The 24,576-nt window shown below is 68.3% G+C and carries 19 protein-coding genes; 13 read left to right on the top strand and 6 right to left on the bottom strand.

All coding sequences use genetic code 11. The annotated features are described in order from the left end of the window. Window positions 1–2 precede the first annotated feature (2 nt). From OHA10_RS39735 to OHA10_RS39680, 12 genes are all read left to right on the top strand, one after another. Complete coding sequence (locus OHA10_RS39735) at window positions 3–863, top strand: ABC transporter permease (protein ID WP_371403942.1); 861 nt, start codon at window positions 3–5, stop codon at window positions 861–863. Next, entirely contained in the window at window positions 860–1,873 is a 1,014-nt protein-coding gene (locus tag OHA10_RS39730; protein WP_371403941.1) for an ABC transporter ATP-binding protein, read from the top strand. Before OHA10_RS39735 ends, OHA10_RS39730 begins: the two co-directional genes overlap by 4 nt. Beyond that, complete coding sequence (locus tag OHA10_RS39725; RefSeq protein ID WP_371403940.1) at window positions 1,870–2,826, top strand: ABC transporter ATP-binding protein; 957 nt, start codon at window positions 1,870–1,872, stop codon at window positions 2,824–2,826. The genes OHA10_RS39730 and OHA10_RS39725 overlap by 4 nt, the downstream gene beginning before the upstream one ends. Then, window positions 2,823–3,845 carry a LacI family DNA-binding transcriptional regulator gene (locus tag OHA10_RS39720; protein ID WP_371403939.1) on the top strand — a complete coding sequence of 341 codons (1,023 nt, stop codon included), beginning with the start codon at window positions 2,823–2,825 and terminating at the stop codon, window positions 3,843–3,845. The genes OHA10_RS39725 and OHA10_RS39720 overlap by 4 nt, the downstream gene beginning before the upstream one ends. Window positions 3,846–3,849: 4 nt before the next feature. Then, a complete protein-coding gene (locus tag OHA10_RS39715; RefSeq protein ID WP_371403938.1) occupies window positions 3,850–5,409 on the top strand; it encodes an FAD-dependent oxidoreductase in 1,560 nt (519 codons plus the stop codon). Window positions 5,410–5,494: 85 nt separating this feature from the next. Then, entirely contained in the window at window positions 5,495–6,862 is a 1,368-nt protein-coding gene (locus OHA10_RS39710; RefSeq protein WP_371403937.1) for a cellulase family glycosylhydrolase, read from the top strand. An 11-nt stretch (window positions 6,863–6,873) separates the two neighbouring features. After that, a complete protein-coding gene (locus OHA10_RS39705) occupies window positions 6,874–8,970 on the top strand; it encodes a DUF6351 family protein (protein ID WP_371403936.1) in 2,097 nt (698 codons plus the stop codon). Between the two features lie 112 nt (window positions 8,971–9,082). Further along, on the top strand, window positions 9,083–10,849 hold the full coding sequence (locus OHA10_RS39700; protein ID WP_371403935.1) for a hypothetical protein: 1,767 nt from the start codon (window positions 9,083–9,085) through the stop codon (window positions 10,847–10,849). A gap of 518 nt (window positions 10,850–11,367) precedes the next feature. Continuing rightward, window positions 11,368–12,411 (top strand): ABC transporter permease, encoded by a 1,044-nt coding sequence (locus OHA10_RS39695; protein ID WP_371403934.1) that lies wholly within the window; start codon window positions 11,368–11,370, stop codon window positions 12,409–12,411. Beyond that, window positions 12,408–13,313: a carbohydrate ABC transporter permease gene (locus tag OHA10_RS39690; RefSeq protein WP_371403933.1), complete on the top strand. Its 906-nt coding sequence runs from the start codon at window positions 12,408–12,410 to the stop codon at window positions 13,311–13,313. The genes OHA10_RS39695 and OHA10_RS39690 overlap by 4 nt, the downstream gene beginning before the upstream one ends. Continuing rightward, the gene (locus OHA10_RS39685) at window positions 13,310–14,926 is read left to right on the top strand and encodes a hypothetical protein (protein ID WP_371403932.1); all 1,617 of its coding nucleotides are present in this window, start codon (window positions 13,310–13,312) and stop codon (window positions 14,924–14,926) included. Before OHA10_RS39690 ends, OHA10_RS39685 begins: the two co-directional genes overlap by 4 nt. 87 nt (window positions 14,927–15,013) lie before the next feature. Continuing rightward, window positions 15,014–17,515 (top strand): DEAD/DEAH box helicase, encoded by a 2,502-nt coding sequence (locus tag OHA10_RS39680; RefSeq protein ID WP_371403931.1) that lies wholly within the window; start codon window positions 15,014–15,016, stop codon window positions 17,513–17,515. On the opposite strand, the gene fabV is transcribed toward OHA10_RS39680, so the two are convergent. Beyond that, complete coding sequence (fabV, locus tag OHA10_RS39675) at window positions 17,502–18,671, bottom strand: enoyl-[acyl-carrier-protein] reductase FabV (protein ID WP_371403930.1); 1,170 nt, start codon at window positions 18,669–18,671, stop codon at window positions 17,502–17,504. The genes OHA10_RS39680 and fabV overlap by 14 nt on opposite strands. A gap of 22 nt (window positions 18,672–18,693) precedes the next feature. Then, a complete protein-coding gene (murA, locus tag OHA10_RS39670; protein ID WP_371403929.1) occupies window positions 18,694–19,980 on the bottom strand; it encodes a UDP-N-acetylglucosamine 1-carboxyvinyltransferase in 1,287 nt (428 codons plus the stop codon). 49 nt (window positions 19,981–20,029) lie between these two features. On the opposite strand from murA, the gene OHA10_RS39665 reads away from it, so the two are divergent. Continuing rightward, the gene (locus tag OHA10_RS39665; RefSeq protein WP_371403928.1) at window positions 20,030–20,611 is read left to right on the top strand and encodes a cob(I)yrinic acid a,c-diamide adenosyltransferase; all 582 of its coding nucleotides are present in this window, start codon (window positions 20,030–20,032) and stop codon (window positions 20,609–20,611) included. Here OHA10_RS39665 and sppA read toward each other — a convergent pair. The 4 genes from sppA to OHA10_RS39645 all read right to left on the bottom strand — a co-directional run bounded on the left by sppA (window position 20,608) and on the right by OHA10_RS39645 (window position 24,488). Beyond that, window positions 20,608–22,260: a signal peptide peptidase SppA gene (gene sppA / locus OHA10_RS39660; RefSeq protein WP_371403927.1), complete on the bottom strand. Its 1,653-nt coding sequence runs from the start codon at window positions 22,258–22,260 to the stop codon at window positions 20,608–20,610. The two genes, OHA10_RS39665 and sppA, sit on opposite strands and share 4 nt — an antisense overlap. 30 nt (window positions 22,261–22,290) lie before the next feature. Beyond that, the gene (locus tag OHA10_RS39655) at window positions 22,291–23,412 is read right to left on the bottom strand and encodes a CU044_5270 family protein (protein WP_371403926.1); all 1,122 of its coding nucleotides are present in this window, start codon (window positions 23,410–23,412) and stop codon (window positions 22,291–22,293) included. Beyond that, entirely contained in the window at window positions 23,409–24,029 is a 621-nt protein-coding gene (locus OHA10_RS39650) for an RNA polymerase sigma factor (protein WP_371403925.1), read from the bottom strand. The genes OHA10_RS39655 and OHA10_RS39650 overlap by 4 nt, the downstream gene beginning before the upstream one ends. 126 nt (window positions 24,030–24,155) lie before the next feature. Then, window positions 24,156–24,488, bottom strand: a complete 333-nt coding sequence (locus OHA10_RS39645) for a hypothetical protein (RefSeq protein WP_371403924.1) — start codon at window positions 24,486–24,488, stop codon at window positions 24,156–24,158. Window positions 24,489–24,576 lie beyond the last annotated feature (88 nt).

Here is a 24,576-nt window from a genome sequence, read left to right as displayed (position 1 = left end):
TCATGCTCAAGAGCTGGAAGGTTCGTTTCGGTCTCGGCGTGCTCGCCTTCTTCGTGCTGCTCGCGATCGTCGGCCCGCTCCTGCCGCTGGATCCGCGCGCGAACGACATCAGCGCGATCTCGCAGCCGCCCAGCGCGCACCACCTCTTCGGTACGACGCAGTTCGGCCAGGACGTGCTCGCACAGACGATCGCCGGCGCGCGCGGTTCGATGCTGGTCGGGATCCTGGCCGCGGCGATCGGCACGCTGATCGCAATCCTGGTCGGCGTGCCGGCCGGGTACTTCGGCGGCGCCGTCGACAACGGCCTGAACTTCCTCACCAACCTGTTCCTGGTGATGCCGGTCCTCCCGCTGATCCTGATCGTCGCGGGGTATGTCCAAGGCACCGGCCCGTTCGTGATCGCGCTGATCATCGGCCTGTTCGGCTGGTCGGGTGGCGCGCGGACGCTGCGGGCGCAGTCGCTCAGCCTGAGCAGCCGCGACTTCGTGCTGGCGATGCGGATGGTCGGCGAGCCGCACCGGCGGCTGATCTTCTTCGAAGTGCTCCCGCATCTGACCGGCTGGATCTCGGCGATGTTCCTGCACGGGATGATCGGCGGCGTGATGGCCGAGGCCGGGCTGGCGTTCCTCGGCATCACCGACTCCGGCTCGATCAGCTGGGGCACGATGATCCAGGCCGCGCAGCAGCAGAGCGCAGTACTGCGGGGTCTGTGGTGGTGGTTCGTGCCGCCCGGGTTGTGTATCGCGCTGATCGGTACGGCGGCGACGCTGGTGAACTTCGGCGTCGACGAAGTGTCCAACCCGAAACTGCGACAGGCCCGCCGGTCGGTGCTCGTCCGGGCCAGGAAGGCCGTGGAAGCATGACGATCACGGAACCGCGGACGCGGACGACGGTCCTCGCGGTCGAGGGGCTCACGGTCGACTACGTGACCGGGGACCGGCCCGTGCGGGCGTGTGACGAGGTGACCTTCGAGCTGCGCCGGGGCGAGATCCTCGGGGTGGCAGGGGAGTCGGGGTCGGGGAAGTCCACGCTGATCACCGCGCTGACCAGGCTCCAACGGCCTCCGGCCGTCACCACGGCGGGCCGGATCACCTTCCACCCGCACGACGGCGAGCCGACGGACCTCGTCGGCCTGGCGCCGACCGAGCTGCGGTCGCTGCGGTGGACCTCGCTCGCGATCGTCCTGCAGAGCGCGATGGACGCTCTCAACCCGGTGATGCGGGTCGGCGCCCAGTTCGTCGACGTACTGCGCGCTCATGACAAGACCCTCAGCAAGAAAGCTGCCTGGGACCGCGCGGCCGAGCTGCTCGGGATGGTCGGGATCTCGGCGGACCGCGTGCGCAGCTACCCGCACGAGCTGTCCGGCGGCATGCGGCAACGGGCCAGCATCGCCCTGGCGCTCGCCTGCGGTCCCGAGCTGGTCGTGATGGACGAGCCGACGACAGCCGTCGACGTGGTGATGCAACGCCAGATCCTCGCCCAGGTACTGCGTCTGCGCCGCGAGCTCGGGTTCGCGGTCGTCTTCGTCACCCACGACCTCTCGCTGCTCCTGGAGCTCGCCGACCGGATCGCGATCATGTACGGCGGCCGCATCGTCGAGATCGGCACCGCCGAGTCGCTGTACACCAAGCCCCGCCACCCGTACACGCGCGGCCTGCGCGACTCGTTCCCGCCACTCCGCTCGCCGCTCCGCAAGCTGAGCGGCATCCCCGGCAGCCCGCCGGACCTGCGCAACCCACCGCCCGGGTGCCCGTTCCACCCGCGCTGTGTGGACCGCTTCGACGGTTGCGACGAGCAACGACCCGAACTACTGACGATCGAGGACCACGCCGTCGCCTGCCGGCTGTACCCGTCGGGAGATGATCAGCTATGAGCCAACCTGTTCTCGAGGCCCGGGCGGTCTCGAAGCATTTCCCCGCGGGCCGGTCGACGGTTCGTGCGGTGGAGGACGCGACGCTCGCGTTGCAGCCGGGCCGGATCGTGGCGCTGGTCGGTGAGAGCGGGAGTGGGAAGACCACGCTCGCGCGGTTGCTGGCGCGGTTCTACCCGCCGACGTCGGGCGAGATCCGGCTGCACGGTGAGACCGTGAAGGGCAAGCCGCGGTCGTACTACAGCGACGTACAGCTGATCTTCCAGGACCCGTTCGGTTCGCTGAACCCGCTGCATCGGGTCCGGTACAACCTGGAGCGAGCGGTCAAGCTCCACCACGCCGTACGGACTCGCGCCGAGCTGGACCAGAAGGTCACCGAGCTGCTGGAGCGGGTCAGCCTGACGCCGGCCGAGCAGTACCTCGACAAGTTCCCGCACGAGCTGTCCGGCGGGCAGCGGCAGCGGGTGGTGATCGCGCGGGCGCTGGCGGTCGAGCCGAAGGTGCTGCTGGGTGACGAGCCGATCTCGATGCTGGACGTGTCGATCCGGCTGGAGATGCTCAACCTGCTCGACCGGTTGCGGACCGAGGACGGCCTGGCCCTGCTGTACATCACGCACGACATCGCCAGCGCACGCTACCTGTGCGACGACATCGTCGTGATGTACGCCGGACGCATGGTCGAAGGCGGTCCGAAAGAGGACGTGATCGCCGATCCGCTGCACCCGTACACGCGGTTGCTGATCGACTCGTCGCCCGATCCCGAGCGCAGGGACCGGCCGGATCTGTTCGGTGCGGAGGGTCTCGGCGAGCCGCCCAGCCTGATCGACCCGCCGACGGGGTGCCGGTTCCACCCGCGCTGTCCGTTCGCGATGGATGTCTGCCGGACCGAAGCGCCGCCGCGGACCGAACTGCCCAACGGTCGATGGACCCACTGCTGGTTGCAGGAGAACGCATGAAAGCGCCACGACAGTCCGACGTCGCCCGCCTTGCGGGTGTCTCCCAGTCCGCCGTGTCCCGGGTGGTCAGCGGTGACATCGACCGGATCCCGGAGGAGACCCAGGATCGGATCCGGGCCGCGGTCAAGGAGCTCGGCTATGTCCCGAACGCGGCCGCCCGCAACCTCCGCAACAAGCGCAACCGGCTCCTCGGCGTCCATACCTTCGAGGCCGTGTTCCCGCACGCCCGCGAGGACTTCTACTTCGAGTTCCTGCTCGGGATCGAGGAGCGCGCCGAGGAGATCGGGTACGACCTGGTCCTGTTCACCTCGACCGGGACGAGCGACGGCCGCCGCCGGATCTACCGCGACGGCACGAACCGCCTCAATCTCGCCGACGGCACCGTGCTGCTCGGTGCCGCGACCGATCGCGAGGAGCTGGCCCGGCTGTGGCACGACGGGTATCTGTTCGTCCACATCGGCCGCCGCGAGGTCGCCGGCGCGGAGATCCCGTGCATCATCCCGGACTACGTGTCGGCCGCCGACAGCCTCGTCTCATCGCTCGCCGAGCGCGGTCACCGGCACTTCGCGTACCTGCGCTCCGGGATCGAGCAGGAGGCGTACGCCGATCGCCGGGCCGGCTACCGCAACGCGATCGAGCGGCTCGGTCTGCACGACCGCTCGCCCGGCTACCGCGGCGAACCGGAGCTGAGCGAGGAGTGGCTGGACGAACTGGCGTCCGGACCGGAGACCGCGGTGGTCGCCGAGAACATCGGGCTGGCCGAGCAGTTGCGGAGCGGGCTGGCAGCACGTGGGCTGAGCATCCCGGCGGACGTGTCCGTCGCAGTCCTGGAGGGATCCGGCGACGAACCCGGTCACCGCTGGGACTGCCTGGTCATCCCGCGCAAGGAGATCGGCCGGATCGCGATCGACGCCCTGGTGGCGCGGGTCGAGAACCCGGACGCGGAACCGGTCAGCCAACTGGTGGCCTGTGATCTGGTGGCCGGCGAAACCGTCGCCGCGCCCCGAGTAGAGGAGTGAACGGGTGGAACTCGAGACGGATGTCCTGGTCGTCGGCGGCGGACTCGGAGGGGTCGCGGCCGCGCTGACCGCGGTACGGCTGGGTCACCGCGTCGTACTGACCGAGCCGACCGACTGGCTGGGTGGCCAGCTGACCAGCCAACTGGTGCCACCCGACGAGCACCCGTGGATCGAGCAGTACGCCGCCGGCGGGTACGCCGAACTGCGCCGCCGGATCCGCGACTACTACCGGCGCAACTACCCGTTGACGCCCGAAGCCGCTGCGAATCCGCTGCTCGACCCGGGGCTCGGTGTCGTCAGCCGGTTCTGCCACGAGCCCCGCGTTGCTGCGGCGGTCCTGGAGGAGATGCTCGCTCCCTGGCGCGCGTCCGGTCGGCTCCGGGTGTTCCTCGAGCACGAGGCGATGGTTGCCGAGGCCAACGGTGACGAGATCGAGGCGGTGACGTTCAAGGATCTGCGCAGCGGCGGCGAGTTCGCGGTCTCCGCGACGTACGTCGTCGACGCGACCGAGCTCGGAGACCTGCTCGAGCTCGCGAATGTCGAGCACGTGATCGGTGCGGAGGGTCGCGATCAGACCGGTGAGCTGCACGCGCCGGAGGTGGCGAATCCCCTTGATCAGCAGGCGTTCTCGTGGTGCTTCGCGCTCGAGCACCGGGCGGGGGAGGACCACACCATCGACCGCCCGGCCGGCTACGCGCACTGGCGGGACACGGTCGCGCCGTTCTGGCCGGGGTCGCAGCTGTCCTGGACCGACGTCGTACCGGTGACGCTGGAGCAGCGTGAGTGGAAGCTGCTCGAAGCGAATCCGGATCGGCGAGCGCCGTTCTCGCTCTGGCGCTATCGACAAATCCTTGCCAGCAGCAACTTTGTCGACAAGGCGATCCCGGACGTCACGGTGGTCAACTGGCCGCAGCTCGACTACTGGGAACAGCCGCTGCTCGGCGGGCCCGACCCGGCGAAGGCGCCGGCCGCGAGCCGGGACCTGTCGTTGTCCTTTCTCTACTGGATGCAGACCGAGGGCGGCTATCCCGGGCTGCGGTTGCGCCCGGACGTCACCGGTACGGCGGACGGCCTGGCCAAGGCGCCGTACATCCGGGAATCGCGTCGCATCCAGGCCGAGTTCACCGTGCTCGAGCAGCACGTCGGGGTCGAGGCCCGGCCCGACGGCGCGGGCAGCGAACTGTTCGCGGATGCCGTCGGCCTCGGCCGGTACCGGATCGATCTGCATCCGAGCACGGCGGGCCGGACGTACGTCGACATCGAGGCGTACCCGTTCCAGATCCCGCTCGGCGCGCTGATCCCGGTCCGCGTCGACAACCTGCTGCCCGCGAACAAGAACATCGGCACGACGCACATCACCAATGGTTGCTACCGCCTGCACCCGGTCGAATGGAGCATCGGCGAGGCGGTTGGCGCACTGGTCAGCTTCTGCCTGACCGAAGGCCTGTCACCACGCAAGGTCCGCAACGATCCCACTCATCTGGCCGACTACCAACGTCTCCTCACCGACGGCCTCGGCACCCGGATCGCCTGGCCGGAGGAGATCCGCACCCATCGCGACTGAAAGGGATGATGCTGTGCCCCATCATGCGCTCCGAAAGTCTTTGGCCGCCCTGTGTACCGCATTGGTGTTCTCCGCTGCCTCCCTGGTGAATGCCACGGCGAGCACCACCGCCCTGTCCGCCCTGCACACCGAAGGCAATCGCATCAAGAACAGCGCCGGGACCGCCGTGACCCTCAAAGGTCTGTCCGTCATCGCTCCCGAGCAGAACGACGTCTGCACCGACTGCAACTCCAAGCCGATCGACGACCTGATCGACATGACCGTCTCGAACGGCTGGAACTCCAAGGTGCTGCGCCTGCTCGTCACCGAGGCCATCGGCAAGGACCTGAACGCGTACGACGCGACCTACATCAAGCCGTACGTCGACCACGCCGTTGCCAAGGGCCTCTACGTGATCATCGACCTGCATCTGGTCCGCAACTACGGCGACGCGGCCGGCGCCGTACCGCAGTCCGACGTGAAGGGCTTCTGGGACTTCATCGCGCCGCGGTACGCGAACAACCCGAACGTGTTGTTCGAGGTGTTCAACGAGCCGATCGCGCCGGACAACTGGGCCACCTGGAAGTCGTACATCCAGCCGGTGGTGGACTCGATCCGCTCGGTGGCGTCGAACGTGATCCTGATGGGCAGCCCGTCCTGGAGCACGCGGCTCAACGGCGCGCTGACCGACCCGATCACCGGCGGCAACATCGCGTACGTCTACCACCTCTATCCGAACCAAGGCCCGGCAACCGCAGCCAGTCTCGATCCGAAGTTCGGCAACGCCTCGGCGACCTTGCCGGTGGTGTTGACGGAGTTCGGCTGGGACCCGTCGCCGTCGGCGAACCAGGTCACCGCCGGTACGACGTCCGGCTGGGGACTGCCCTTGCGGCAGTACCTGGACGCGCGTCCGCAGATCGGGTGGCTCGGCTGGGTGTTCGACAACTTCTGGGCTCCGGTCATGTTCGACAAGAACTGGAGCCTGTTGTCGGGCGAGTACGAGGGGGCGTTCATCCGCGACTGGCTGGCCGGTGCGCCGGCGGTCTCACCGTGCTCCGATCACCTCGCCCGCGGGGCGACGGTGACCGCGTCCTCGACGTACGACGCGAACTCGGGCGCGCCGAACGCGGTTGACGGGTCGTGTCTGGACAGCGGACGCTGGATGTCGGCGGTGGGTGACACGGCGCCGGTGCTCACAGTGGATCTGGGGACCTACAAGGATGTGAGTCAGGTGGACGTCTACAGCGGGTACGGGTACCCGAATGTTGCCACCGGCACCGTTCTGACCGCGTTCACAGTCGAGGGCCACACCTCGGCGGGCTGGGTCCAGCTCGGGAGCTACACCGCGAACACCCGCGCCCTGGTCTCGACCCCGGTGACCTCGGCGGCGATCGACCAGATCCGGCTGACGATCACCGATCCGTCCAGCACGACTCCTGATATCGCCCGCGTCTACGAGGTGGCCGCCCACTAGGAGGAGGACTCGTGATCGGTTCCCGACCAGTTCGGCTGGCCGTCGTCCTGCTCGCCAGCGCGCTCGTCCTGCCCGCGGTTCCGGCCGTGGCGTCGCGGGAGGTGAAGCTGGAGATCCTGTCCGGCCGCCCGGACAAGATCACCGGCGGCGACGCGCTCGTCCATGTCGAGGCACCGGACGCTCACGTCCGGGTGACGCTCAACGGCAAGGACGTGTCGTCGGTGTTCAGCGAGGACGAGGACGGTCTGACCGGACTGGTCGGGGGCCTGCGGCTGGGATCGAACGTGCTGCGGGCCGAGGCCGGAGGACGGCGGACGACGCTTGACGTGCGCAACTATCCGCGCCAGGGGCCGGTGTTCTCGGGGCCGCACGAGCAGCCGTTCGTGTGTGAGACGGCTCAGTTCACGATCCCGGTGATCGGCGGGACGCTCGGCGCTCCGCTCGACGCCGACTGCACGGTCAAGCCGCGGGTCGACTACTTCTACCGGACGACCGCGGGCGCGTTCGTGAAATGGCCGGCCGGGTCGACGTCGTACCCGGCTGATCTCGCCAAGACGGACGCGGGCGATCCGTTCATCGTCCGGATGGAGACGGGGAGCGCGAACCGGGCTGTCGTCCAGACGACGATGCTGCACGATCCGTTGCGTGAGGCAACGCCGACGCCGGCGCGGCGCTCGTCGAGCTGGAACGGGCGGGCGATCTTCACGCTCGGCGGCGGCTGCGCGGGCGGGTGGCACCGGTCGGGCTCCACGACCGGCGGCGTGATCGATCCGTTCCTGCTGGGCCGTGGGTATGCGTTGATGTCCTCGTCGCTGAACGTCTTCGGTCAGAACTGCAACGATCTGACCGCGGCAGAGTCGGCGATGATGACGAAGGAGTTCTTCGTCGAGCACTACGGCAAGCCTGCGTTCACCGTCGGTTTCGGGTGCTCCGGCGGCTCGTACCAGGCGCATCAGATCACCGACAACTACCCGGGCATCTTCGACGGGATCATCGTCGGGTGCTCGTTCCCCGAGGTCGGGTTCGGCACGATCTCGTTCATCAGCGACTCGTGGTTGCTGGACTCGTACTTCGACAAGTCGAGCCTCGCCTGGACCCAGGAACAGAAACGCAAGGTGGCCGGGTTCGCGACGTACGCGACGCTGCCGAGTATGGCGGTCAGCGCGAACCGGATCGACCCGCGCCGCAACTGCGACCTCGTCCCGGCCGCGCAGCGCTACGACCCGGCTTCCAACCCTCACGGCGTCCGGTGTGACGTGTTCGACCACGCGATCAACACGTACGGCGTGGATCCGTCGACCGGGTTCGTTCGGCGGCCGTTGGACAACGTCGGCGTGCAGTACGGCCTCGGCGTACTGAAGTCCGGCGTGATCACGCCGGCGCAGTTCCTCGACCTCAACGAGCACATCGGCGGTTTCGACGCGGACGCGAATCTCGTGTCGAAGCGCACTGTCGCAGACCCGCAGGCCGTGCGTACGGCGTACCGCACCGGGCGGCTGACCAACGGCGGGGGAGGCCTGAAGGACGTCCCGATCATCGACTACCGCGCGTACTTCGACACCCAGTCGTACGGCGACATCCACGTCCGTTACCACACGTTCTCGGTGCGAGCCCGGCTCGAGAAGGCGAACGGCACGTCGGCGAACCAGGTGAGCCTGCTCGAGGACGCGCGCTACGGACTGTTCAGCACGGACAGCCCGTTGCTGCAGCACGCGATCGACTCGATGGACCGCTGGCTGACTGTCCTCCACGCCGATGGCACCGCGCGGCCGCGGATCGAGAAGATCCTTGCAGCGCGGCCCTCTGAGCTCGTCGAGGGCTGCCGTGGCCCGTCAGGCTTCATCGCCGAGCCGCTGAACCGGGATCCGTCGTCGCGGTGCGAGCAACTGTTCCCGTCGGCCTCATTCCCGCGCGAGGTGGCGGGGGCCGGCGTGGCCGCGGACATCATCAAGTGCAAGCTGCGCGCACCGGTCCGGTCGGACTACCCGGGCTTCACCGACGCGCAGTGGAGCCGGCTTCGAACGATCTTCCCTGGTGGCGTCTGCGACTGGTCCAAGCCCGGCATCGGACAGCAACCACTCGCCGGGACCTGGCAATCCTTCAACTGAAGCCTATCCGTTTCCCGGTGCGTGTGCGGTGTGAGGTTTCCCCTTGTGGATAAGGGGTTCTCGGCGTCTGCTCGATTTGGCCGAGGGATGGTCGGGGCGTAGTCTCGAACGCATGTTCGAGGAAGATCTGGATGCGTTGCCGACGGCCGACCTGCTGGAGTCGGCCGCCGAGCTCCGCGCGTCGGCGTATCGTGCCGAGGCCCGGCTCCTCCAACACGCCCTGTCCTACGCCGACCGCTACCACCCCTCGGCCCACCCGGGTCGCCGCGCGGGTCGCCGTACCTGCGACGGGCGCGAACGAGCGGTCGTGCTGGGCGGGGACGGCTGCCCGGAGATCCTCGAGTTCGCGATCGCCGAATTCGGCGTCATGCTGGGCATCTCACCCCACGTCGCAGCCGACTACCTCGGCCAGGCGCTGGCGCTGCGGCACCGGTTCCCGTTCCTGTGGGCCCGGGTCCTGTCCGGTGAGGCGACGCCGTGGAAGGCCTGCCGGATCGTCGCCGACTGCAAGAAACTGTCCGAAGAAGCGGCCGCTCGCGTCGACAAGCCAGTAGCGGGACTGGTGGACTCGATCACCCCGGCCCGGCTCGACAGGATCATCAAGGCCGCCCGGATGCATGTCGACCTCGACCAGGCCCGCGCCGAAGCGGCCGAGAAGGCCCGCGAGCGCGGTGTGTTCGTCGGGCAGTCGAACGAGCACGGCACCAAAACCATGGTCATCAAGGCCGCCGCGGGCGCGGTCGCCCGCAACGACGCGACCCTGGCCGCGATCGCGGACGCGTTGAAGATCTTCGGCGACACGCGGCGGGTCCAGACCCGCCGTGCGGAGGCGGTCGGCATCATCGCCGACCCCCGTTTCACCGAAGAACTCCTCACCCAAGCCCGCACCTACCGCCTCACCAACCCGGATCCAGACAGCACCGACACCCCGGACAGCGTCGCGCCGAACAATCCGGCCTCGGGTAGGGCCGCCTCGGTTCAGGCTCCGGCCGATGACACCCCCGCCGGACGTGCACGTGTCGCCCAGGATCCTGGTACACGCTCGGCTGGGTCGTGGGTTGATGACGACCTGCTCGATGGCCTGCTCCACGACCCAGCGACTGGGTGGGATGAGCCGGCCTGGGACGACGAGGCCGAGGTCCCCGACCCACTCGACACAGCCGGCAGAGACCCGGTCGAACCCTTCGACCTACGCGACCCGCACCTCCACATCGACCCCGACTGCGAGCCCATGGACGCCGCCGCCGAGCGGGTACTGAACGCGCGCCTGGCCCAGATCAAACACGACGCCTACGCCAACCAATCCCACCCCCACACCACCGGCGCGGGCGGCAGTGGTGGCAGTGGCGGTGTGCGGGTGCGGCCCGGGCAGACCGAGGTCTATGTGCACCTCACCGACCTCACCCTCGACACCGGCACCGGGGTGCTGCGGGCCGAGACCCTGGGCCCGATGCTCGCCGAGCAACTCACCGAGCTGGTCGGGTACGGCCCCTACACCGTCAAGCCCGTGATTGATCTGAACGATGCGGTGAGTGTGGACGCCTACGAGATCCCCGACCGGATCCGTGAACGCGTCAAACTCATCCACCCCGTCGAGGTCTTCCCGTTCGGCACCCAAGAGACCCGCCGCTCCATGGACCTCGACCACCTGCGGCCCTACGACCCGCTCGGTCCACCGGGACAGACCTCGACCACAAATCTCGCGCCGTTGGGTCGCTACCCCCACCGGGTGAAGACCCACGCCCCCGGCTGGGACGTCCGCCGCATCGACCACAAGACGCTGCAATGGACCACACCCCACGGATTCCGGTTCCACGTCGACCCCACCGGCACACACCGCATGCCAACCCCCGGACAGGCGCCTGCAGAGCCCCACTAGCCGATGCCAACAGCAACGGTCTCCGAGCGACCGACACGACGGCCTGGCAGGCTGACGAGCACCGTGGGACTGCTCGACTGCCCGGCGCACCCGTTAGGTCTGTTAGGCCTGTGTCGCGAAGTACTCGTGAGGCCACGAACACCAACGCGCGCTCACGACGCAGCACGATGTCGCGCTGCGTCGTGAGGTCGCCGGGTTCGCTGACTGTCCGTGACCCTGACCGATGCTGTCGGCACCGAGTTCGAGGTGCGCGTCGGCATCAGCCGGCGGGCGATCCGGATGACCCGCCCTCGGACCACCCAGCCCCCGGGCTCAGGTCGAACCCCGCTGGCATCACCGCGACCGATCACGCGACCGACCGCGCGACCCGCAGCGGATTTACCGGATGACACTCCCAATTCCCGGGTGACGCTCCGAGCGGAGCTGCGCGATTCCCCAAGACACGACAGCATCGAACAAAGGGGAACGGAAAACGCTCTCCGTTGTGGGAGCGACGACAACCACCCAGGGAGTCTCGCGTGGCTCGAACAGATGCAATCAACAGCCTCCAGACCGACCGGACCACCCCCAGCGATACCACCGGGGCGACCGGTTCCGGACCACCGGGCGCGGCCACTGAGAGTGGCATCGGACTGCGCTCGGCGAGTAAACCGTTGTCCTGGTGGGCGCGCGCCCGCCGGGACAAGGTCCTGTTGCTGATGGCCCTTCCCGGGCTGGTCCTGCTGCTGGTGTTCCACTACCTGCCGTTGCTCGGCAACCTGATCGCGTTCCAGGAGTACCTGCCGTTCGTCCCGTTCGGACGCAGCGCGTGGGTCGGCCTGGACAACTTCGCCGTGATCTTCAACGGCGACGCGGAGTTTCTCAACGCCCTCAAGAACACGTTGCTGATCACCCTGGTGCAGGTCATCTTCGTGTTCCCGGCGCCGATCGCGCTGGCGCTGCTGCTGAACAGCCTGCTGTCGGAGCGGATCAAGCGGATCGTGCAGTCGGTGCTGTACCTGCCGCACTTCCTGTCATGGGTGATCGTGATCGCGATCTTCCAGCAGATCCTCGGCGGCAGCGGCCTGATCAACAACTTCCTGCGCTCGCACGGGATGGGCACGATCGACTTCCTCGGCAACCCGGACGGTTTCATCGCGCTGCTGACCAGCCAGGTGATCTGGAAGGACACCGGGTGGGGAACGATCCTGTTCCTGGCCGCGCTCACCCAGATCGATCCCGGGCTGTACGAGGCCGCCCGGGTCGACGGAGCCTCGCGCTGGCGGCAGCTGTGGCACGTCACGGTGCCCGGCATCCGCGGGTTGATCATCCTGCTGCTGATCCTGCGGCTCGGCGACTCGCTGACCGTCGGCTTCGAGCAGATCATCCTGCAGCAGAACCTGGTCGGCAGACCGGCCAGCGAAGTACTCGACACGTACGTCTACAACAACGGCGTGCTGGCAGGCCAATGGGGTGTCTCGGCCGCCGTCGGGCTGGTGAAGGGTCTTGTCGCCGTCGTCCTGGTGATCGGCGCCAACAAGATCGCGCACATCTTCGGTGAGGCGGGGGTGTACCAGAAATGAGCACGGTTCAGAAACTCCAGAACGGTATCGACGACGGACCGGCGATGTCGTCGCGAGTGCTCAAGACCGTCGTACTGGCGGTCTGCTGCGCGGTGGTCATCGTTCCGTTCCTCGGCGTGATCTCGACCAGCATCGCGAGTCAGCAGCACGTCACGAACTCCGGCGGCTTCGTGCTCTGGCCGGACGCGTTCAACCTCGACGCGTACAAGTCGATCTTCAACGGCGGCGTGGTGCAGCGCGCGCTGCTGGTCAGCATCGTGATCGCCGGCGGCGGCACGCTGATCAGTCTGGCCGGATCGACGATGCTGGCGTACTCGCTCAGCCGGCCGGGGTCGTTCGGGCAGCGGCCGATCCTGATGATCGTGCTGTTCAGCATCCTGTTCAGCCCGGGCCTGATCCCGAACTACCTGGTGGTGAAGCAGTTCGGGCTGCTCGACTCGCTGCTGGCGCTGATCCTGCCGACGGCGATCAGCGGCTTCAACGTGATCGTGCTCCGCTCGTTCTTCATGGGCATCCCGGAATCGGTGCTGGACTCGGCCCGGATCGACGGCGCCGGCGACTTCCGGATCTTCTGGTCGATCGTGCTGCCGCTGTCCCGGGCGGTGCTCGCGGTCGTCGGGCTGTTCTACGCGGTCGGGTACTGGAACGCGTTCTTCAACGCGATGCTCTACATCAGCGACACCGCGAAATGGCCGCTGCAGCTGGTACTGCGGACGTACGTGATCAACAACACCGAGCTCAGCAGTGGTGATCTCGGTGGCGCGGCGGCCGATCAGCTGCCGCCGCAGGAGTCGATCCAGATGGCGATCCTGGTGGTATCGCTCGTCCCGATCCTGATCGTGTACCCGTTCCTGCAACGGCACTTCGCCAAGGGCATGCTGACCGGGGCGGTGAAGGGATGACGATCAGCAGAAGGAGTTTCCTGGGCGGATCGCTGGCCGCGGTCGCGACGGCCGGCGGGCTGAGCGGCTGCTCGACGGTGACGAGGTCGACCGACATCGCCGCGTTGAACAAGCCGGTCGCGTTGCCGACGTACAAACGGTTCGACGGGCCGAAGCCGGATCTGCCGCGGAGTCATCCGCTGATGCCGGACTGCTTCTACCGGTTCCCGCAGCATCCGGCCAAAGTGACCAACGGCGTACCCGGCGACGGCCAGCCCGTCAGCGGTACGACGCTGACGTCGAACCCGATCCCGCCGACGGCCGACCGCAATCCGTACTGGCAGGAGCTGAACCGGCGGCTCGGAGCGCCGCTCGAGCTCAACATCACCGCGGCGACCGACTACCCGAACAAGTTCGCCACCTCGGTCGCGGGGGACACGTTGGGCGACCTGTTCAACGTGGACAGCGGGTTCGCGTACCTGCCGCAGTTCCTCGAGGCGCGGGCGCAGGACCTGACCGAGTACCTGTCCGGGGACGCGATCCTCGAGTACCCGTTCCTGGCGAACGCGCCGCAGGCGTCGTGGCGCGGCTGCGTGTTCTCCGGCGGCATCCGGGCCGTGCCGATCCAGCGCGGGATCATGTCGTCGAACACCTTGCTGGCCCGGCAGGACCTGCTGGACAAGTTCGGTGTCGAGCTCGTGTCGCCGACGATCGACGACCTGCAGAAGGCGGCGAAGGCGGTCACCGACGGCAAGAAGAACCGGTGGGGCTTCGCGGTGCCGCCGACCGCGATCGTCAGCGCGATGCTTGGTCTGCCCAACGGTTGGGAGGTGCGCGACGGCAAGCTGGTGCACAGCCGGGAACTGCCGGAGCACAAGGAGATGCTGGCGATCACCCGGCAGATGGTGACCGACGGCGTGATCCACCCGGACGGGGTCGCGAAGAACAACCAGAAGGTCTGGTTCACCCAGGGGTCGGCGGTGATGACGCAGGACACCTACTCGTCGATCCAGAGCTTCTACCGGCGGGCCACGAACGCCGACTTCAGTATCTCGATCCCGGTTCCGCGGGCTGCCGACGGCAAGGTCGGGCGGGTGCTGCTCGGTTCGCCGAACAACTCGATCGCCGCGATCCGGCCGAGTTCACCGGAGCGGACGAAGGCACTGCTACGGGTGCTGAACTGGATGGCAGCGCCGTTCGGGACGGAGGAGTACCTGTTCCGCAAGTTCGGCCTGCCCGGCCGGCACTACACCTTGAACGGCACCGACCCGGTGCTGACCAAGGACGGCGGCAGCGAGGTGTGCCTGGGTGAGTTCCCGATCCAGTACCTCGCCGACGGGCCGTACCCGACGTACTTCCCCGGCCATCCCGAGGCGGTCGACACGGCGTACAACCACTTCAAGGCGATCCTGCCGACGGCGATCATGCCGCCGACGTACGGCCTGTACTCACCGACCCAGTCCACCAAGGGCAAGATCCTCGACACCCGGATGGACTCCATCACCAAGGACATCCAGCTGGGCCGGGCCGACCTGAACTCCTGGGACGAGGCGGTCGCCGACTACCGCAAATCCGGCGCCGACGCGATCCGTGACGAACTGGAGCAGGCCATGGCCATCAAGGGCGACAAGTAGACCCGCCCGCGTGCGTCGCCTGACCGGGCGGCGCACGCGGCACCCGGCGGAGCCTGCTGATTGGCCGTTCGGGGACAATGGGTGACGATGACGCTGACTGAGCAACTGCCGGGGACGACCGAGCCTGACGACCTGTACGACGTGTTCGCGCGTTGGGTGGGGGAGCAGGGGATCTCGTTGTACCCGGCTCAGGAAGAGGCGTTGATCGAGGTGATGACCGGGTCGAACGTGATCCTGTCGACACCGACCGGCTCCGGGAAGAGTCTGGTCGCGACCGGCGCGCACTTCGCGGCGCTCGCGCACGGGCAGCGGACGTTCTACACGGCGCCGATCAAGGCCCTGGTGTCGGAGAAGTTCTTCGCGCTGTGTGATGTGTTCGGCGCGGACAAGGTCGGCATGCTGACCGGCGACGCCTCGGTGAACGCCGGCGCGCCGATCATCTGCTGTACGGCGGAGGTCCTGGCCAACATCGCCCTGCGCGAAGGAGCAGAGGCGGACGTCGGCCAGGTCGTGATGGACGAGTTCCATTTCTACTCCGAGCCTGATCGCGGCTGGGCCTGGCAGGTCCCGCTGCTCGAGCTGCCGAAAGCGCAGTTCGTGCTGATGTCCGCGACCCTCGGCGACGTCGACCGGTTCAAGATCGACCTGTCGCGACGGACCGGCCGCCCGACCGCGATCGTCGCGTCCGGCGAACGCCCGGTCCCGCTGATCTACAAGTACGTCACGACCGCGCTGCACGAGACCCTCGAAGAGCTGCTCACCACGCACCAGGCTCCGGTGTACGTCGTGCACTTTACCCAGGCGGCCGCACTCGAACGCGCGCAGGCGCTGACGAGTATCAACGTCTCCTCCAAGGAGGAGAAGGACAAGATCAACGAGCTGATCGGCAACTTCCGGTTCAGCAAGGGTTTCGGCCGGACGTTGCAGCGGCTGGTGAAGCACGGCATCGGCGTCCATCACGCCGGCATGCTGCCGAAGTACCGCCGGCTGGTCGAGCAGCTGGCGCAGGCCGGGCTGCTCAAGGTGATCTGCGGAACCGACACGCTCGGTGTCGGGATCAACGTGCCGATCCGGACCGTCGTACTGACGGCGCTGAGCAAGTACGACGGACGCCGGCAGCGGATCCTGAAGGCACGCGAGTTCCACCAGATCGCGGGGCGGGCCGGCCGGGCCGGGTACGACACGTCCGGCACCGTCGTCGTACAGGCGCCGGATCACGTGGTCGAGAACGTGAAGGCACTGGCCAAGGCCGGTGACGACCCGAAGAAGCAGCGCAAGGTGCAGCGGAAGAAGCCGCCGGAGGGGTTCGTCACCTGGGGCGAGGACACGTTCGACCGGCTGGTCGCGGCCGAGCCCGAGGCGTTGCAGTCGCGGATGCGGGTCAGCCACGCGATGCTGCTGAACGTCATCGCCCGCGACGGTGACGCATTCGCGAGCATGCGGCACCTGCTCCGCGACAACCACGAGGACTCGCGGGCTCAGGTGCGGTTGATCCGGAGGGCGATCCAGATCTATCGCACGCTGCTCACCGCCGGTGTGGTCGAGCGGCTGGACGAGCCGGACGAGAACGGCCGGTCGTTGCGGTTGACCGTGGACCTGCAGAAGGACTTCAGCCTCAACCAGCCGCTGTCGACGTTCGCCCTGGCTGCACTGGATCTGCTCGACCCGGAGGACCCGTCGTACGCGCTCGACGTGGTGTCGGTCGTCGAGGCGACGCTCGAGGATCCGCGGGCGGTGCTGTGGGCGCAGGAGCACCACGCGCGTGGCGAGGCCGTGAACGCGATGAAGGCCGAGGGCATCGAGTACGAGGAGCGGATGGAGCTGCTCGAGGACGTCAGCTGGCCGAAGCCGCTCAATGAGTTGCTCGAGGCAACGTTCGAGATGTATCGGCAGACGCATCCGTGGATCGCCGACACCGGGCTGTCGCCGAAGTCCGTCGTCCGCGACATGTTCGAGCGGGCGATGACGTTCGGGGAATTCATCGGGTTCTACGGGCTGGCGCGGTCGGAGGGCGTCGTACTGCGGTATCTGAGCGATGCGTACAAGGCGCTCAAGCAGACGGTTCCGCCGGACAAGGTGAACGAGGATCTGACCGACCTGATCGAGTGGCTCGGTGAGGTCGTGCGGCAGACCGACTCCAGCCTGCTCGACGAGTGGGAGGAGCTGACCAACCCCACCGACGAGCCGGAGGCCGAGGTCGCGCCGGTCGGCCCGCGCCGGATCACCTTGAACACCAGGGCTTTCCGGGTCCTGGTCCGGAACGCGATGTTCCGCCGGGTCGAGCTCCTCGCCCTGCACCGCTGGGCGGAGCTCGGTCAGCTGGACGCCGACGCCGGCTGGGACGCCGCCCGCTGGGCCGAAGCGGGTACGGCGTACTACGCCGAGCACGACGTCGTGAACACCGGCCCGGCCGCCCGCGGCCCCGCCCTGTTCCTGATCGAGGAACACCCCGGCTACTGGGAGGTCCAGCAGATCATCGACGACCCCGAAGGCAACCACGACTGGCGCATCACCGCGTCCGTCGACCTGGCTGCCTCCGACGAAGCCGGCGATCTCGTCCTGGAACTGGCCGCGTTCAAGCCTTTGTAGGCCACTCCACGTCGACCTCGGTCTCAGCTTCGTAGTCCACACCCGGTACGTCGAAGCCGTACAGGCGGCGTACTTCGGCCAGGAACCACTCGGTGTCGGCCACCTCGCCGATGTTGGCTGCGGTGGCCGACTCCCACTGGGTGCGGATCGCGGACTGGACGTCGTCGGTGAGTTCCCAGCGGTCGAGGCGGATGCGGCCCTCGTCGTCGAGGTCCAGCGGGGCCTCGCCGGTGAGCTGGTCCCAGAGCGAGATCGACTGCTGCACAGGAGTCTGCAGGCCGTGGACCTTGTGCAGGATGCTGACGTAGAGACCGATGCCCGGGATCGCTGACGATGCCTGGGTCACGGCCGCGCCGTTCACCGACGTCATCGCGCTGACGCCGTCCTTCGCGAGGTTCAGCGCGGTCTGCTCGAGGTCGGCCTTCGCCGCGCCGATCGAGCCCTGGCGGTAGATCGGCCCGGTCAGCTCCGATCCGATGTAGGTCAGGGCAACGGTGTTGAACCCGGGCCTGAGCAGGTCACGCTCCTGGAGCGCGGTGATCCAGCGGGCCCAGTCCTCGCCGCCCATCACCTTCACGGTCTGGGCCAGCTCGTCGTCGGTGGCGACGTCGATCCCGACCTCCTGCAGCACCGGCTCGCCGTCCTCGTACGCGAGGCTCTTCGTGGTGTACGGCGCACCGATCGTCTTGAGCGCGGACTGGTACGTCTCGCCGTTGCGCGGATCGACCCGTCGCGGTGCGGCCACGCTGTAGATCAGGTGGTCGATCCCGCCGAGCTCCGCGACCAGGTCGAGGACGTCGTTCTTCGTGTCGTCGGAGAACGCATCCGCGTTCACGAAGCTCCACGACCGGCCGAGCTCGGCCGCCAGCGCTGCCGTCTCCGCGGTCCGGTACCACCCGGCGGTCGCCGTCCGGCGAGCGGTCGGCGCCTTCTCGAACGACACCCCGATCCCGTCGACGCCGTACCGGGCCAGACCCGCGATCGTGGTGGCCAGCCCGTAGCCCGAGCTGGACCCGATGACGAGCGCCGTACGGCGTCCCGGCGTACGGGCCTCGACCTGCTCGGCCATGTCGCGCACGATGCGTGCGCAGCCGGCCGGATGCGAGTCGAGGAAGAGGAAACCGCGGCCGAGGGGCTTGATCACGCGCTCAGTCATGCGCCCGACCTTAGCTTCCGTGTCAGTTCCAGTACATTTCCGCGTCGTCCGGCTCGACCACGACGTCGGCGCCGAGGCGGCGGAGGTTGCCGGCGAAGTCGGTGTAGCCGCGGTGCACGTGATGCGCGGCCGACACGAGCGTCTCGCCCTCGGCCGCGAGACCGGCGAGCACCAGCGCCGCGCCCGCGCGGATGTCGGAGGCGACCACGGGCGCACCGGACAGCCGCGGTACGCCGCGGACGACCGCGTGATGCCCGTCGGTCTGGATCTGCGCGCCCAGCCGGGTCAGCTCCTGCGCGAACGTGAACCGGCCCTCGAACAGGTTCTCGGTCACCATCGCCGCGCCGTCGCTGAGCGCGTTGAGCGCGATCACGAACGCCTGGAGGTCGGTGGCGAACCCGGGGTACGGCAGCGTCACCACGTCCACCGGCTTCGGCCGGTCGTGCATGCGGACCCGGAAGCCCGGGTTCAGCACGGTGATCTCCGCGCCGGCCTTGTGCAGCTTGTCGAGCGGCAGCTCCAGGTGCTCCGCGTGCCCGTTCGCGATCGTGATGTCACCCTTGGTGATGGCGGCCGCGAACGCCCAGCTCCCGGACACGATCCGGTCCGGTACGACGGTGTGGTCGACCGGGTTCAGCAACCCGTCCACGCCGGTGATCTCGATCCGCGGCGAGCCGGCGCCGTCGATCTGGGCGCCCATCTCGACCAGCATCTGGGCGATGTCCTGGATCTCCGGCTCGCGGGCGGCGTTCTCGATGATCGTCGTGCCCTTCGCGAGCACCGACGCCATCATGATCGTCTCGGTCGCGCCGACACTCGGGAAGTCCAGCCAGACCTCGGCGCCGTGCAGACCCTGCGGCGCCTCGGCGATGACGAACCCGTGCTCGATGTGCACCTTCGCGCCCATCGCCTCCAGACCGGCGACGTGCATGTTCAGCCCGCGGGAACCGATGTTGTCGCCACCCGGCAGCGCCACCTCCGCCTGGCCGCAGCGGGCCAGCAACGGGCCGAGCACCGAGATCGACGCGCGCAGCTTGCGCACCAGGTCGTAGTCGCACTGGTGCTTGACCGTGGCCGGTACGGCGATCGTCGCCAGCCGTCCGTCCGGGTCCACCTTCACCGAACACCCGAGGGTGTCGAGCAGTTGGGCCATGAACGTGACGTCCAGGATCCCCGGCACCTGCCGCAGCGTCGTCGTACCCTCCGCCAGCAGCGCTGCCGCCATCAGCTTGAGCACACTGTTCTTCGCCCCGGCCACCTCGACAGTGCCGTCGAGCCGTGCCTCACCCGCGATCCGAAACCGTTCCACCGGTCGACTGTAGCGTTTGACGGTCCGAGGCTTTGCGTAGAGTCCTGGCATGGCTGTGAACTTGACGCGGATCTACACGCGCACCGGTGACGCCGGCGAGACCCGCCTGGGCGACAATTCCACGACCTCGAAGACCGATCCGCGCCTGGCGGCGTACGGCGAGGTCGACGAGGCGAACTCCGCCATCGGTGTGGCCATCGCGGCCGGCCACATGAACAGCGCGATCGTGGTGCTGCTCACCCGGATCCAGAACGATCTGTTCGACGTCGGCGCCGACCTGTGCAATCCGATCGCGCCGGACCCGGAGTACCCGCCGCTGCGGATCACCCAGGACTACATCGACCGGCTCGAGGGCTGGTGCGACGACTACAACAGTCGTTTGACCAAGCTCCGTTCGTTCATCCTGCCCGGCGGCACCGAGGGCGCTGCGTACCTGAACGTCGCCCGTGCGGTCGTACGCCGTGCCGAGCGGGCCGGCTGGGCCGCCGTCGAGGCGCACGGTCCGTCGGTCAACCTGCTCGCGATCACCTACCTGAACCGTCTGTCCGACCTGCTCTTCATCCTCGGCCGCGTCGCCAACCTGTCCTCCGGCGGCGACGTCCTCTGGGTCCCCGGCGGAGAACGCGACTAGCTGATCTCCCAGTTGAACGGCATCCGGAGTACGCCGGCCGGCGGGAGACCCAGCGCGCTGTAGAGACCGGTGGTCAGGCCGTCCAACGTCAGCGGCGCCGCACTGACTGCCAGATCATCGGTCGTCACCGGCGCGCGCAGCTGGCTGAGCAGATTGCGGTGGGGAACCGCCGTCACGCCGATCTCGTCGCGGTCCAGACCGGCGCGATTGCAGGCGAGCGTCAGGGCGTGCTGGAACCCACCCAGCTCGTCCACGAGTTTGTGGCCGTGCGCGTCGGCGCCGGTCCAGACCCGTCCGCGCGCCAGGGCCTCGAGCCGCTCCTCGGGGAGTCCGCGGTCCTGCGCGGCCTTCGCGACGAAGTCCTTGTAGATGCGGTCGAGTGTCTCCTCAAGCCGCGCCCACTGCTCGTCGGTGAACTCCTCCTGCGCCGAGTACATCTGCGCGTTCGCACCCTCGGACACCGCGTCCCGTGAGATGCCGATCCGGCCCAGTGCGTCGCGTACGACGCCCTTGCCGGTCAGTACGCCGATGGACCCGGTGATCGTGCCGGGCTGGGCAACGATCACGTCGGCCGGCATCGCCACGAAGTACCCGCCGGACGCGGCCACGCTGCCCATGGACGCGATCACAGGTCGTCCGGTCGAGCGGAGCCGCAGTACCTCGTTGCGGATCGCATCGGACGCGACGTACGAGCCGCCTGGGCTGTCCACTCGCAGTACGACGGCCTTCACGTGCTCGTTGTCCGCTACGGCACGCAGTGCGGCGCCGACGGTGTCCGAGCCGGATCCCGGGCCGCCCATCGGGCTGTTGGAGTTGCGGCCGACCGAGATACCACCAGTCACGCGGACCACGGCCACCAGCGGCTTCTGCGGCCACGGGAGCGTTCTGCGGAGGTCCTCGAGATTGCGCGGACCACGCCGGATGTACCGCTCGGCCAGCAGCCGGTCGTCGTACTGGAGCTGCTTCTCGAGCTCGTCGTACACATCGGAGCGGTAGCCGAGTCGATCGACCAGTCCGGCGTCCAGACCGTCCTGTGCGGGCAGTGGAGCGCTGTCGACGAGCTCCCGGACCCGAGTGGTGTCCAGACGCCGCCGTACAGCGATGCCCTCGACGATCTGCTCGTACGCCGATTCCGCGAGCCGCGATGCCATCTCGCGTCCCGGCTCGGTCATCTCCTTCTCGGTGAACGTGTCGGCGGCGGTCTTGTACTCACGCCGCTTGCCGAACTGCGGGATCACGCCCGCCTTGTCCAGCGCGCCGCGGATGAAGACGGCTTGCACGGTCACACCGGTGATCGCGAGGTCACCCGACGGCTGCAGCCAGATCTCGTCGAACGCGGTAGCCAGGTAGTAGGGAACCGTTCCCTGACCGGACTCGCCGAACGACTCGGACCAGGCGACAGCCAGCTTCCCCGACGTACGGAAGTCGGCCACCGCCTCGCGCAGTTCCTGCACCTGCGCCAGCGAGAGTCGCTGACCGCCCAGGTGGGCGACCACGCCGACGACCGAGTCGTCCCGCGCACCCTTCCGCAAGGCAGACACCAGCTCGCGCAGCGTCGGCAGATGACGGGCCCGGAAGGCCGCCACCGGAGAGGCAGGCGGCGTCTCGAGAACACCACGGGTCAGATCCAGCTCCAGGAGAGTCCCCATGCACCCAACCTAGACGCTGGATCCAACCGGTCAACGGACAGCGGCGGAGGGAGGAGTCGGCCTGTCGTCGGTCCAGCCGGACTCCAGCACGACGGTCGAGCCGGGCTTCGGCCCGCCGAGAGTGGAGCTGAGCAGCCGTCCCGTGGTCGGGTCGATGATGTACGTCGCTCCGCTCCAGAACAGGCTGGTCCGGTCGCCGCTCGGCTTGCTCAGCGCAGCAGCGAGGCTGACCTCGGTGCCCACGCGGCCGATGGGGTCCTTCACCCCGGTGCGGATGTGTGTACCGGGCAGTGCGGCGAGCACACGGAGCGCGGCGCCGCGGAGCTTCGGGGGAGCGGGCATCTCGAACAGCAGCCGGCCGGCAGCGGCGAAGACGGCGTACTCGCGGTCCGCTGCAGGCGCGTCCTTGGCGGCGGTGTTGTCGAGGTACTGGCGGAGCTGGACCGGGCTGGTGGGGAGGTGCGCGATCTGCTCGGCGCTGAGCGGCTTGTCGCCGGTCAGGTAATACCCGGGCGGGACGTCGCGGAACGACATCTTGTTCACCACGGGTACGCCGTCCGACGTGCTGATCGGCGTGTCCTCGTACGGCAGCTGCCAGGACGTGGGCGAACCCTGCGCTCGCCACTTCGCCACATCGGCCGGGCCGGCGAGCTGATAGCCGAGATTCACCCAGCCGAACCAGGACTCCACGCCCGGCTTCATCGGCATCCAGCTCTCGGTGATCGACCGGCGTACCAGCGTGTACTTCGGGCTGCCGACCCGGGTCGTCGGGTTCAGCTGCAGACTGCGCACCCGGTAGTACTTCCCGGACACCTTCTCGTCCTTCTCCTGGCCCACCGCGGCCGCGATCAGAACCTCTGCCGCTGCAGTCAGTCGGGGCGCAGTAGTGGTGGTCGGTCCACCTGGCACTGACCCGCCACCGCCGCCTCGCCCCGCGACCAGCGCCCCACCCAGCCCGGCCACCGCCACCAGAGCAGTGGCCGCGGTGACAGCAGTGCCTAGCCACCCTGCCCGGACAAAGCTCGTGAAGGACCTGGCCGGCTTCGCCTGGTGGATCAGCTCCTCCACCTGACGCCGGGCGGCATCCGTCGCCTCCGGTGTCGGACCATCGGCTTCCGGGAACGCCTTCCGCAGTACGTCGAACTCGTTCATGCCGGATCCTCCGCGGGGTTCGTCACGGCTGCGCGTACTACCCGCCGCGCTCGCGACAGCCGCGAGCACACCGTCCCGTACGCGATCCCGAGCGCCGCCGCCACCTCGTCGTACGTCAGCTGTCCGAGCGCCACCAGCAGGAGGACCTCCCGATCCTTCGCGTTCAGCTTCGCCAGCGCGGCCGCCAGTTCAGGTGAGGCTCCCTGCGCCGTCACCTGAGCGGCGACCCGGTCCTCGTGGGTTGAGGCCGGGACCGGCAGCGGGAGCTTCGCTGCGGCGCGCCACGCCCGTACTTCGTCGCGGCGGTGCCGGCGGATCAGATTGGTCGCGATGCCGTACAGCCACGCCCGCACCACACCGTTGCGCCGGTCGAAGCGCGCACGCTGCCGGAACGCGATCAGGAACGTCTCCGCGGCCAGATCGTCGGCGACATCGCTCCCGAGGCGGCGGGCGACGTAAGAGTGCACCTGGCCGAAGTACCGGTCGAAGATCGCCGCGAACCGCTCCGGCTCGCGCACCGACGCCTCGAGCTCCCACCCGTCGTCGTCTGCGGGTACGGCGTCACGGCGTACCCGGCTGGGCAACGTGACGGCCGCGAGGGCCACCTCGGGCGTCATGGTCCTCCTCGTGGGCTCACTCTGTTCTTGTCCGATGTCCCCAGGCCCCTTCTCGCGACCCCCGTCGTCGCTAGAGGACGCACGAGAGCGCTCTCCGGATGACAGCGATCGAGCAGCGGGCCGGGATCAGGAGTGGTCGAGCAGCCCGCGCGCCGCGGCCTCGTCGCGCGGCCAGACGTAGATCGTCCAGCCGTCCTTGGTGTGGGCCGCGGTCGCCTTGATACCGAAGTCCTTCAGCCGCGACACCAGCACGCGGGCCTCGTTGTAGTTCGCCACCGTCCGGATGTCGGTGAGCAGGCCGAACGCGTCGCGCTCGGCCGGGCGGTGGTCGACGCGACGCACCAGCGATCCGCCCTTCGCCTTCGAGAACGCCCAGCGGCACAGCAGCACCATCACGCCGGCCAGCGCGAGGGCCACCACCGGGAACAGGAAGTAATGCTCGGCGAACACGGACACCATTGTCTCGCGAAACAAAAGATCGCGAGGTCTTGGCAACCTTCCGTGTCTGCGGGGAGTCTTTACCATCAAGACGCTGCCACGCGGCCGA

The sequence above is a fragment of the Kribbella sp. NBC_00662 genome (genome assembly GCF_041430295.1).
In the GTDB taxonomy this organism is placed as follows: domain Bacteria; phylum Actinomycetota; class Actinomycetes; order Propionibacteriales; family Kribbellaceae; genus Kribbella.
This window is presented reverse-complemented; position numbering and strand designations above follow the sequence as displayed.

Bases quoted from the DNA above. Each gene is read 5' to 3' on its own strand.
- OHA10_RS39735 (WP_371403942.1), top strand. From the start codon at position 3: ATGCTCAAGAGCTGGAAGGTTCGTTTCGGTCTCGGCGTGCTCGCCTTC.
- OHA10_RS39730 (WP_371403941.1), top strand. From the start codon at position 860: ATGACGATCACGGAACCGCGGACGCGGACGACGGTCCTCGCGGTCGAG.
- OHA10_RS39725 (WP_371403940.1), top strand. From the start codon at position 1,870: ATGAGCCAACCTGTTCTCGAGGCCCGGGCGGTCTCGAAGCATTTCCCC.
- OHA10_RS39720 (WP_371403939.1), top strand. From the start codon at position 2,823: ATGAAAGCGCCACGACAGTCCGACGTCGCCCGCCTTGCGGGTGTCTCC.
- OHA10_RS39700 (WP_371403935.1), top strand. From the start codon at position 9,083: ATGTTCGAGGAAGATCTGGATGCGTTGCCGACGGCCGACCTGCTGGAG.
- OHA10_RS39690 (WP_371403933.1), top strand. From the start codon at position 12,408: ATGAGCACGGTTCAGAAACTCCAGAACGGTATCGACGACGGACCGGCG.
- OHA10_RS39685 (WP_371403932.1), top strand. From the start codon at position 13,310: ATGACGATCAGCAGAAGGAGTTTCCTGGGCGGATCGCTGGCCGCGGTC.
- OHA10_RS39680 (WP_371403931.1), top strand. From the start codon at position 15,014: ATGACGCTGACTGAGCAACTGCCGGGGACGACCGAGCCTGACGACCTG.
- fabV (WP_371403930.1), bottom strand. From the start codon at position 18,671: ATGACTGAGCGCGTGATCAAGCCCCTCGGCCGCGGTTTCCTCTTCCTC.
- OHA10_RS39665 (WP_371403928.1), top strand. From the start codon at position 20,030: ATGGCTGTGAACTTGACGCGGATCTACACGCGCACCGGTGACGCCGGC.
- sppA (WP_371403927.1), bottom strand. From the start codon at position 22,260: ATGGGGACTCTCCTGGAGCTGGATCTGACCCGTGGTGTTCTCGAGACG.
- OHA10_RS39655 (WP_371403926.1), bottom strand. From the start codon at position 23,412: ATGAACGAGTTCGACGTACTGCGGAAGGCGTTCCCGGAAGCCGATGGT.
- OHA10_RS39650 (WP_371403925.1), bottom strand. From the start codon at position 24,029: ATGACGCCCGAGGTGGCCCTCGCGGCCGTCACGTTGCCCAGCCGGGTA.
- OHA10_RS39645 (WP_371403924.1), bottom strand. From the start codon at position 24,488: ATGGTGTCCGTGTTCGCCGAGCATTACTTCCTGTTCCCGGTGGTGGCC.